This window comes from Paraburkholderia sp. (assembly GCF_035501035.1).
Lineage (GTDB): Bacteria > Pseudomonadota > Gammaproteobacteria > Burkholderiales > Burkholderiaceae > Paraburkholderia.
The window spans coordinates 1-11,131 of record NZ_DATJWR010000094.1 but is presented as its reverse complement, the minus strand read 5'-3'; the positions used below and the strand labels follow the sequence as shown (position 1 = coordinate 11,131).

The 11,131-nt window shown below is 59.6% G+C and carries 6 protein-coding genes; 3 read left to right on the top strand and 3 right to left on the bottom strand.

Features of this window, described 5'->3' with window-relative positions; all coding sequences use genetic code 11:
* Nucleotides 1–38: 38 nt before the first annotated feature.
* Nucleotides 39–1,289, bottom strand: coding sequence for a DNA repair exonuclease (locus VMJ11_RS07150; RefSeq protein ID WP_325618353.1), 1,251 nt, complete (start codon nt 1,287–1,289; stop codon nt 39–41).
* A gap of 392 nt (nt 1,290–1,681) precedes the next feature.
* Between VMJ11_RS07150 and VMJ11_RS07145 the strand changes: the two genes are divergently transcribed.
* Together VMJ11_RS07145 and VMJ11_RS07140 are read left to right on the top strand one after the other, a co-directional pair.
* A complete protein-coding gene (locus VMJ11_RS07145) occupies nt 1,682–2,647 on the top strand; it encodes a LysR family transcriptional regulator (RefSeq protein WP_325618350.1) in 966 nt (321 codons plus the stop codon).
* Nucleotides 2,648–2,696: 49 nt separating this feature from the next.
* On the top strand, nt 2,697–3,359 hold the full coding sequence (locus VMJ11_RS07140; RefSeq protein WP_325618348.1) for a helix-turn-helix domain-containing protein: 663 nt from the start codon (nt 2,697–2,699) through the stop codon (nt 3,357–3,359).
* A 2,820-nt stretch (nt 3,360–6,179) separates the two neighbouring features.
* On the opposite strand, the gene VMJ11_RS07135 is transcribed toward VMJ11_RS07140, so the two are convergent.
* A complete protein-coding gene (locus VMJ11_RS07135; protein ID WP_325618346.1) occupies nt 6,180–7,175 on the bottom strand; it encodes a ParB/RepB/Spo0J family partition protein in 996 nt (331 codons plus the stop codon).
* Nucleotides 7,172–8,380, bottom strand: a complete 1,209-nt coding sequence (locus tag VMJ11_RS07130; RefSeq protein WP_325618344.1) for an AAA family ATPase — start codon at nt 8,378–8,380, stop codon at nt 7,172–7,174. Before VMJ11_RS07130 ends, VMJ11_RS07135 begins: the two co-directional genes overlap by 4 nt.
* 1,410 nt (nt 8,381–9,790) lie before the next feature.
* Here VMJ11_RS07130 and VMJ11_RS07125 point away from each other — a divergent pair.
* Nucleotides 9,791–11,131 (top strand): replication initiation protein (locus VMJ11_RS07125; protein ID WP_325618342.1); only part of this gene is annotated, 1,341 nt, incomplete at its 3' end.

Here is an 11,131-nt window from a genome sequence, read left to right as displayed (position 1 = left end):
CCGTATTTGATCAAATCGAGTTGCTTGAGGCGCATGGCTCATTCTCCCGTGGAAAGGCGCGCAAGCAGTGCGGGACCCACCTGATCTACCAGTGCCGCGAGGTTGCCTTCGCGGGCCAGTTCGAGCAGCGGCGCGTCTTCCTTGACTTCGCTGCGCACCTTGCCAACGAATGTGCGCAAATCGCGTTCGAGCAGCGCGAGAAATTCGGGGTCTTGCGTGGCGGCATCGAGAATCTGCTTGAGATCCACGAGCGCTTCGAGCTGTTCGTGCTGCACGGCGGTCGTATCCGCCGCGGTGGTTTCGAGCTTGACCTTCTCCAGCCACAGCTTCTCATTACCGATGATGCCGATCTGATTGAGCACTTCCGCGCGCAATTGCGTGGCGCGCCCGAAAAAGAGACCATGCGCGGGCGATTTGCCGGTCACCGTCACACGTACCGCGCGCGGCACGTGGGGGTCGGTGGACAGTAACGCTTCGAGCGCCGCGCCGATCTTGCGCGAGAGATCCGCCACGCTCAGGCAGTCGCTGGCGTCGACGCGCACCGATTCCCAGCGCAGCACGTCGAGATAGAGCCGCTCGACCGCCGTATGCCCAGCCTCCACAGTGACGAGCACCGCGCCACGGCGGCCGGTCTCGCGAATGTGCCGCCCCTGCAGGTTGCCCGGAAACACAATGGTCGATTGCTCCGACCACTGCTGGAATTCGTGCACGTGGCCCAGCGCCCAGTAGTCGTAGCCCTTCGCGTGCAACTCGGCGCGCGTACAGGGCGCGTAGCTCGCGTGCGCAGCGTAGCCTTCGAGCGCGGTATGCAGCACGCCGATGTTGTAATAGCCGGAAACCGGCGACAGGTAGCCCACGGCGAGATTTTCGACCACGGCTTTGTCCTTGAAGCTCTGGCCGTGCAATGCCACCTTGAGATCATCCAGAACATGAGTTTCCGGCTTGCGATGACTGAACACGACCACGTTATCGGGCAACGTGAGCTTCTTCGTCATTTCGCTTTCCGCGTCGTGGTTGCCCCATAGCGCGAAAATACGAATGCCGGCCTTGCGCAGGCGCCCCATTTGCTGACCGAAGAAAATACCGGTGTTGTGATCCTTCCAGTCGCCGTCATAGAGATCGCCGGCAATGACGACGAAGGCCACCTCTTCTTCGATCGCGCGATCGACGAGCTGGCGCAGCGCGTCGCGCGTGGCGTTGCGCAACTGTGCGGCCGGCGCATCGGGATACGCACTCAGACCGTGTAGCGGGCTGTCGAGGTGGATGTCTGCCGCGTGGATGAACTTCACGACGTGTCCTCTTTTGTTTCCTGACGCTGAATGGAAAACGGGCAATTCCCGCTGCATCGCGCGACCGGGCGCTCGACGCGGCCGGCGATTGGGGCCCAGTAGTACAGCCGAATAATGCGGCCCAATTCTAATCGACGCGCATCGCGCCGGGACAAAGCTGGCACGTTCACCGATCACACGTTCGTTAAGTGGCGAAGTGTGAGACACATCGAGCGTTCGCGCTTTGACAGTGTCGCGCGCCGCACAGTAGAATTATTTCATCGAGCGTTGAATATCTGGCGACACGACACCTCCCGGCGCTGCAACGCGCCCTCACCCGCAGTACGCCCAGCCCCCCACACGCATCACGGCAAGTCGCGGCGCATTGCATTCCCGGAAGCGACACAAATCAAATGGACAAGCTGGGCAGCATGAGGATGTTTGTCAGGGTCGCGCAAGCGGGGGGATTCGCCAAGGCCGCAGCGCGGGCCTCGCTGAGCACCGCCGCCGTATCGCGCGCCATCATGGAACTCGAGTCGAACCTGCAGACACGGCTTTTCAATCGCACCACGCGGCAGATCTCGCTGACCGACGCCGGCCGCCGCTATCTCGCACATTGCGAGCGCATTCTCAACCAGGTCGACCTGGCTGACGCCGAAGCGAAGGGCGCGAGCGCGCAACCCGCAGGGCGGCTGCGCATTCACGCCACGGCGAGTTTCGGCCAGCACTACCTCACACCACTGCTCGCGCAATACACGGCGCAGTTCGAAAACGTCTCGGTCGATCTCGTGCTCTCGCAGCGTACGCCCGACCTGCTCGAAGATAAATTCGACGTGGCGATCGTCGTGGCGCAGAACCTGAAAGATTCGTCGCTCGTTTCGCAGCGCGTGGGCTTCACGCGCTCGGTGCTGTGCGCGTCGCCGGGCTATCTGGCCGAACGGGGCACGCCACACACACTCGCGGATCTCGAACAGCACACCTGCCTGCAACTCAATGTGCACGACATACCGGGGGCGCAGTGGCGGTTCGAGGAAAGCGAGGCCGAGTCGTTTCGCATGCCGAAGCCGGCGCCGCTCACGGTCAACATGGCCGAAGCGCTCGCTCAGGCCGTTCAGGCCGGCATGGGGATTGGCATGCTGCCCCTGCCGACGGCGCTGCAGGGAATTCGCGAAGGCAGCCTGATCCACGTGCTGCCCGATGTTCGCCCGGTCCCGCACAACATTTACGCGCTGTATGCCTCGCGCCAGTATCTTGACGCGAAGATCAAGACGCTGGTTGATTTCCTGCGCGAGGCCGTTCCGCAAAAATTCGCCGAACACGAGCAGGCGCTCGACTCGGCGCACGCTCGGCGCGCACGCGCCATGGCTTGCGTCGAGTGAGCCACGCGCGATGAGTGTTGTCGCCCCTTCTTCGCCCTCGAACCCGTTGATGCGCGCGAAAAACACGGTTGCCTCGCACACGACGCCAGCGACGAAGCGCACGCGCGGTCGTCCTGCACAAGGGGCCTCGGTGGGCGCCGGCACACTGCTGCGCCACGCGCGCAAGACATTCGCGAAGCACGGCTATGCCGCCACGAGCGTGCGTGCGATCGCGCGCGAAGCGGGTGTCGATGCGGCGCTGCTCGCGCATCATTTCGGATCGAAGGAAACGCTGTGGGAAGCGGTGGTGGAGCAGATCGCGCAAGAGGCCGCGCCGATGATCGAGGCGACAGCGGCGTTGCGCACGTCGGCCTTTGGCGCCCGCGAACGCGTGGAGCGCGCGCTCGAAATCTATATCGACAAGGTGTTTACTGATCCCGACCTCGGCCTTTTCTTCGCAACAGCAACCACGGAGGAAGGCACGCGCCTCGATCTGCTCGTCGAGCGCATGGTGCGCCCTTATCACGACGTGCTGACTCCCCTGCTCACCGATGCCGCGAAGCGCAAGCAACTCAAGGTGCCCGACGCAAACGTGCTGTTCTTCATGCTCGTCAACGGCATCAGCAAGACGGTTGCTTACGGGCATCTCGTGCAGGCGTTTTCCGCTTTGCCGAAGCAACAGGCAAAGTACAAACGCGTCGTACTGGAGACGGCGCTGAACATGCTGGCATGACTCGGGGAGCGGCGCGGCCTGCATTGCTCGGTGCAGCGTTGAGGGTGCGTTGAGGGAGACATATTAATTAGTCACGCAGCGTTGTGTTATCGCACCTCTATATGCCTTTGCCGAACGACTGCAGGTTAAAGGCGTCACGTCTTCACGCATGGGACCCGCGTTCGCGGGAGTCGATGACCGCCAGCGGCGGCATTCGATTCTTGCGGTTGACCGCCGAGAACTCCAAGAATCCTTTGATAGCGCGGATCAGACAAACAGAGCCCTGTTTCGCGGCCGAACATCGATGACTACAAAATACGTATTGAAATTTACAGTCAGCGTGAATGGCGCGTTCTTTGGCTTGCGAGTGCTGCGTTAGGTTACGTTTAGGGGTCGGAGAGCTGTTATCGCCGTGAAACAACTACTAGAATTTGGTTTGTTTTCGGCCTCTAGCTTCGATGGGATAAGGCTCTCGTTAGTTATTCGTTTTCGAGCGAAATGTTTCACGGCCAATGAGATGTAGTGTTTATCTTGTTTTTGGCGCGGTGGCGGGCTTGGCTTTGCACGGTGGCGATTGCCATCAAATGATAGATGATTTGCGAGAGCTACTTGGGCTAGCCAGGCCGCGACTCGTCACCGGTATCGCTCACGGTGCGCGCTGCATGGCTGTGGGTTTGCTATCGCCGGTGGGTTTCGGCCAACAGACATGGGAAGGCAAACCCAACGCGCGAAGAGGCGGGCACTGTAAATTTCAGTTAGTTGCGTTTGCGCCACGAATCAAAGATCGTTGTTCGATGTGAAGTGTCGCGGTAGCAACTGGCATATTGATAGCCAGCAGCGTTCCGACCCACGCCCATGGTCCAGACTGCCCATCAACCCGGAGACAGAGCCGCCCGCCAACTCGCGCCGCTCTAGTGGCGCTGGGCTACGACATACGGCAGCCCAACTCTCGACGCCAAAGCAATATCGCCACGCCGTGACTGGCCGTTCATGATCCGCGCGGAGGACTCTGCGCGTGTTTCGTTCCAGATCTGACGGGTGCCATCGGTGATTCAACGCGCGGCAACGACGATCGCTTTATCTCGCCGGCATGCGCTGGGAGCTTCAATGCGGCGGTTGAAATGTGAGGTCGGGAGGTTGCTCGAGTCGGTGCGTGCCGAGTTGGTCAGCAAGCATTCGTATACCGCTGCTTTAAGCGGATAGACGGATGGCCCGCTGCTTTAGGGCTGTTCGATAACCCGCCTCGGTACATGTGGATCAGCAGGCTGTGCAGATAGCCGAAATGAAGCCGCCATCTGGCCAGTCCTCACTCCGTTGATTTCTCCGACGGCCAAGGATTCTCGAGTTGAAGCCGATGAGGAGCGCCCCCTGACGACAGTGTGTCGACTCGACACATCGCCCGACAGGAAATGCAGCCCAGCGCCCCGACGCCAGCACATTCGCAGCAGCGCCTTTGGAGCGCAATCCTCGCGTGGTGTACGTCACGCCAGACATATTTCGTTCAGGTCGATAGTTCGCAGGTCACAGTGCGACGAGGTCTTGCGTTGGTGTGTCGAGTCGACACACCAACGCACAAGATGCCCACTTCACCCTCGCGGAATCTTCGGTAATCGCGCGGCGAATCAGCAAGCAGCGCTGTAACGGCCCCCACCTCTATCCTGTTATTCGCGGCGCGGCTGGACAACGAAGAGCAATGCGCTGCTTTCGTTCAGGGGACGAAGAAAGCACTCAGCCTAGCGAAAGCCTCGAGCCGTCACGCCGGCAAATTCCATGCGATAGGTTGAAGGAAATGCACACGTCAATCGGCTGGCAACCGTGTATCGACTCGACACACGGCTGGTCAACAGGCGCGATCCGTCGCGCGCTCCCTCGATCAGCCAGTGACCATCACAAGAGATCGCGTACACTGCGCGACCTTTGACTTTGACGTGGCAATGTTTAGGTTGGCTTGACCAGCCGTGTGTCGAGTCGACACACGGCTGGTCAACAGGCGCGATCCGTTGCGCGCCCCGTCTTTCAGCCAGTGATCATCACAAGAGATCGCGTACACTGCGCGACCTTTGACCTTGACGTGGCAACGTTTAGGTTTGCTTGGCCACCGGTGTGTCGAGTCGACACGCCGGCGGCCAAGCCGCGAGCATCCCCGCTGCTCCTCTTCCGAGTCGCGGCTAACAATGATTACTCGCGCTGAACAGACGATTCCGGAGTCGCCAATACTGTGGACCGTGGCCGTAGCCTCTCTCGAATCCTTGGCTGTGTGTCGAGTCGACACATAGCCAATCGGTAGGGAATCGGCACTGAACTCGTTAGCCGCGAGGAACATTTAGTGGCGTTAACAGAAACTCGCTCCATCACTGGATAGAGTTTCATGAAGCAAGATCTTCCTTTGGGACCGACCCGTTGTGTGTCGAGTCGACACACAACCCCGCCACGAACAGCTTGGTTGCACGCCAGACAAAGCTACGGGTCAGCGTGCAAAGACCTCAACAAGAGCACCGAGAAGCAGATTAACTGGGCGCGGCTCTGCGAGAATCCTCGGTGTGTCGAGTCGACACACTTTGCACGAGGAGTGAACGAAAACTGAACGCATTGCTCGCGAAGAGTGCGCAATGCCGTTGACGAGAAGCATCATCGGGTTGGAGACGTGGCGCCCTTCGTAAAGGATAGCGATCTCCCACTTGCTATCGACGCGCGATGTGTCGAGTCGGCGCACCGTGTCCCACCCTCCCAAGCGCCGCATGTGCAAGCTCGGTGTGTCGACTCGACACACGATTTGCCTCCAGGAAAAGAAAAAGCCCGCCGATGCGGGCTTCCATGCAGCGCAACCACATCACGATCGACTTAGCCAGGCTTCACGTTGAAAAGCTGGCTAATCAATTCCCGAATCTGCGTCTCCTGAGCATCTGAGAGCACGCCCGTCTTGAGCTTGACCGTAAAGCTGTTGGTATCTTTGGTGATGCTTCCAGCGTGGCTCTTTCCCGAGAAAATCTTCTCGATACTACGCTCGGAAACACTCTCTGTCGTCTCGCCGCGGCTCGCTTGCGCGCCGATCGCAGCGGCCAGCTTTCCCTGATCGAGCGTGCGGGCAACCACGGCCGGCCACAATTCGCGGGCAGCAGAAACACCAGCCGTGCCAAACTTCTTGATTGCCGACACGACTTCATCGGCTGCCGAGCCGCCAAGCAGTCGCGGATTCAAATCGAGGTCCTGCCGAATGAAGTCCGGGAGATTTTCAAATGCCAGAAAGCGATACAGACCCTTGCGCGACATACCGAGCGCCTCCGCCATGCGCTTGCGAGTGGGAAACTCGCGCTCCGCGCGGCGCAGCGATTGTCCGATTTCGTAGTCGGTCAGGTCCTCGCGGCCTACGTTTTCGACCAGCGCCAGCACTGCCATGTCCTGATCGGAGCACTCGATCACGGACGAACGGATTTCCTGCGCCTGAATCAGAACGTGCGCCCGCAGACGCCGCTCGCCGGCGATCAGCTGATAGCCGTTCTCCACGCGCCGCACGACGATCGGCTCAACGAGCCCCACTTCGCGGATCGATTCGGCCAGCGAAGCCAAACCCTCATCACTAAAGATCTTGCGCGGCTGCCACGGATTCGGCTGAATTGCGCTCACCGGAAGCATGAGCTTGTCGCTCGTATTCTCGAGTTCCTGGATGCGTTGCTGCGCAACCGCCAACGCGCCCAGCATGCCGGGGCCGGTCTTGAACGCGCTGCTGCGGCGCGGCTCGACCGGTGCAACGGCCGCCGGCCGTTCCGTCACTGGCCGCTCGGTAGACGAACCGAGCTCGGCCGTCTTCGCCGCCATCTTGTCGCGGAATGAACTCACTTGCCGGCCCTCCATTGTTCTACGTAGAGATCGTCGATCCAGCGCACATAATCGGTCAGTGGTTGGCGCACGCGCGAGACCGTTTTATCGGCGAGATCGCCTTTGCTGATGTCGAAGACGGTCGCCATCGCCAGCGCGCCGTTGCTCATTGCAGAGCTAGCCGGCACTTCCAGCGCGTTCACCCAGTCCTTGTAGGTTCGCTGCACCCACGAGCGCACCACCGGCGCCGAAGACGTCTTGCCGTAATCGACTTTCGAAAGCAAAACCGAAACGAAGTCGTACGTCTTCTCATCGCCGCGCTCCATGATCGTGTGCGCGAGATCCGAGAACAGGCTCCAGAAGGAAACGGAGCTGATGAAATCCAGGCTTTCGGGCACGAGAGGCATGACCATCGCATCGGCGGCCATCAGCGCATTGATGGTCAGGTAGGAAAGCGACGGCGCAGTATCCAGGATGATGTAGTCGTATTGCTTGCGCAGCGACTTCACGCCCTGACGCAGCAGATCCCAAAACTTGAATCCTGGATTCTTGATCACTGTGCCGGGAATGTGGAACTCCGCGGAAAAAAGCGTGGGGTGTGCGGGAATGACATCGAGCCCATCCCAGTAGGTTTCCTGCACGAAATTCAGCAGTCCGCCTTCCATGTGCGGGTCATAGATGAACGGAAGGACCGTGCTATCCTCAGTGACTTCCTTCTCCGCATACAAACCGCAGAGTTCCGTCAACGAGGCTTGCGGATCCAGATCGATCAGCAGGACCTTGCGGCCGCGCAACGTCAGACCCTGCGCAAGACACATGGTCGTGGTCGTTTTCGTCGAACCGCCTTTGAAGTTGGCGACGAGAATGACCTTGCCGTCCGCGTCGCGCACACCGGTGTGGAGTGGCGTCTGGTAGATATCGGAAACCTGCTGGACCCAGGTTCTCGCTTCCGGCAGCGTGAAGACCCTGCTTCGCCCTGAGCCCTGGGCCTCGCCCTGCGGCAGCCCCTCGCGGGTGGCAAGCAGGTTGTTCAGTTTGATGCGATCAATGCCGCAAAGCTCCGCGACCTGCGCGGAGGTAAATGTGGGCGCCATCTTTCGCGGCCGCGGTGCCAGCATCATTTCACGAAGCTCTTCGGATAGACGGCCGGCCTCTTCAGCAAATTGCGTGATCGCTGAAAGATCCACGCGCCGATCAATCGACGGTAATTCGATAGTTTTCGCCATTAATACACTTTTTATCGCAATTTGGATAAAGCGTAGAATACAGCAAAAGCGTATAAAAACACACTAATTGAGGGCGATATGGAAAAAAATGACCCTCCAAAACGTCCTACAGGGGCTTCGCGAGGTATTCCCAAGGCCAACACGTCAACTAAACCCCCGAAGCCGCCAGCGGCGCAATAGGGCTGCCTTCGGCTTTCTGCCTATTTTTTAGGCAGAACGTCATGGTGAATGCAACCTGTGGCTCCGGCCGAGGTCGCGGTTTTTGTGCAAATTGAGCTGCAGAGTCACTTGGTCGCAGTACAAGGCAGGCCGCCTGGAAAGAAGGTCACGGTTTTTGTGCAGTTTGAGCACTCCGGCCTCCACGAATGGCGTCGGCCTGTAGAAGGTAACGATTTCTGTGCATTCGCATTTCCGCACATGCGCCCAGCTCGCCTCAAATGCACAAAAACCGTTACCGCACGCGGGCACAGGAAAGCTCGTCGGGCTAACTGCCCTCTGCATTGCACAAAAAGCGTTACCGTCGAGTCCTCCCGGCCGCTGCGGCGCCATGCCTCCGCCATCTCTTTGAGCCCATCTGGCTTCGACGTCGCCCCTGCGGACGCTGCGCACAATATCCGTTACCTTTCGCCTGGCCCTCACCAGTGGCCGGTGCGTCTCCGCAAGCACAATAAACGTTGCCTCTATCCGATAGGAAAATAGTCACGCACAAAAAACGTTGCCATGGCCGAGCATCCCGTAGCTGCACAAATTCCGTTACCTCCTGCGCGCCGCGTTCAAAAGCTGGCACAGCAGCGCTATCCGGCGACGACCACCAACCGATCGAACACACGCCTGCGCGGTAGAACCAGCCACCACACAAAAAACACTGCCTTTGCCTGCTGTCTCTGCACAGAAATCGTTACCCTGATAGCCAGTCCCTTCGCCCCGAATACCTGCCAGTACCGTATCGGGTTCAAATGTCCTCGCGCTACAAGCGTTTAAATAGGGGGGCTCCGCGCGGTAAACCAGCAAATGCCTCGACCGTATCGCGAGACGCCTCACGTCAAAAGTTTCGTTGAGCGTCTGCTGTTGCATGTCGGTTTGTTTGTTTACTTAAAGACAAAAACCCACCAACCAACTAACGTCAGCATGCAAAGGCTTTTGTTTCAATGACTTGCTTTCCAAAAGCACCGTTCTATGTGTCCAATGCCCCGTTTTATGTGCGCTAGGTTTCCGTTTTATGTGCTGCAGATGTAGAGATATTTGTGCAGTGAGGTACGGTTTTTGTGCGTGGGCCAGAATGGGCGCGTGTTTGAGGTAACGTTTATTGTGTTGACTTGTGTTTCCGGAGTGAATAGAGTCCCCGCCAATGTCGACGGGGAGAACGTGCGTATGTCGGAGGAGAGCGGGCGAAGGACAACAACACAGCAGATGTCGCTGGGACTCTTCGAGGAGATGTCCGGTCAGCCGATCAATGAGAGCACCCGCGAGATCGGCTTCCAGCGCAACAATGTCTTCGTGGCCATCAACGGGCTGGGGCTCTCGTCGCGCCGCTTCATCGATGCCGCCTATTTCATCGCTGCGCAGGAGCCCACGCCGCGCGATACCTATGACGTCGACCTGAACTACTTCAAGTGGCTCATGCGCTATGAAAGCCGCAACGTGCGCCATTTGCAGAGCGTCATCAAGGAAGCGCAGCGCGTGCTGATCGAAGTGACCGACACGCCGCCCGACCGCGCGCCGAGCGAAGACGACCAGTGGATTTCCGAGCAGTTGATGGGGAGCGTCAAGATCGGCAAGGGGCGTATCCAGTTTCGCATTCCGCCGCTCATGCTGCGCCACATCACGGGGCCCGACAAGCATCACTGGCTCAACCTGTGCATCACGGCGTCGTTCTCGCAGACTTACGCACGCGCGATCTACGACTACGTGCTGCCTTTCGTGGCGGCCGGCCTCACCGACTGGATCGAGCTCGACGTCATGCGGCGCTGGCCGGGCAAGCTCGGCACGAGCGCGTCGGAGTTCAAGCATTTCCGGCCCAAGTACCTCGATCCAGCGGTACGCCAGATCAACGAGCTTTCGGACATCGATCTCAGCTACGAAACCCGCGCCGATTCGGAAACCTCGCGCAAGATCAACAAGATCCGCTTCCGCCTGAAGCGCAAGGACACGGTGGCGGCGCTCCTGAGCCGGCAGCCCGAAGCGCACGACCTGCTGCTCACGCTGAAGGCCGAGTTTGGCCTGAGCAACAAGCAGTTCGACGTGATTGCCGAGCATCGCATGAGCTGGACCGACGAGCGCATCCAGCAGGCTATCGAGTACACGCGGTTCCGGCTCAATCAGGGCAAGGTGACCAAGAGCCCTGCGGGCTATCTGATGAAGGCGCTGAGCCACAACTGGCAGGTCTCGGAGGCCGAGCGCAAGATGGTGGCGATCCAGACCGAGCTGGCCGTGGCCGCGAGCGTCCAGGAGACGGTGAAAGCCGAGGCCACCACGGCGGTGAAGCAGAGCATCGCGGCGCGCGACGAAGAGGCGAGGGCGCAGCGCAACGAAGAAGTGAAGCAAGGCCGCGAGCACTTCGAATCGGCCGACGAGAAGACCCGCAAGGAGCTGGTGCGGCTCTACATCGCTTCGCAGGCCGGCAAGCTCATGCTGCGCCGTCTGAAGCTCGAGGCAGGCTCGCTATCCGATGCGAACATCCTCAACCACTCCGACTTGTCGTGGTACTTCGGGCAATTCGTGTACGGGAAGATGAAGCAGCTTGCCGTGCAG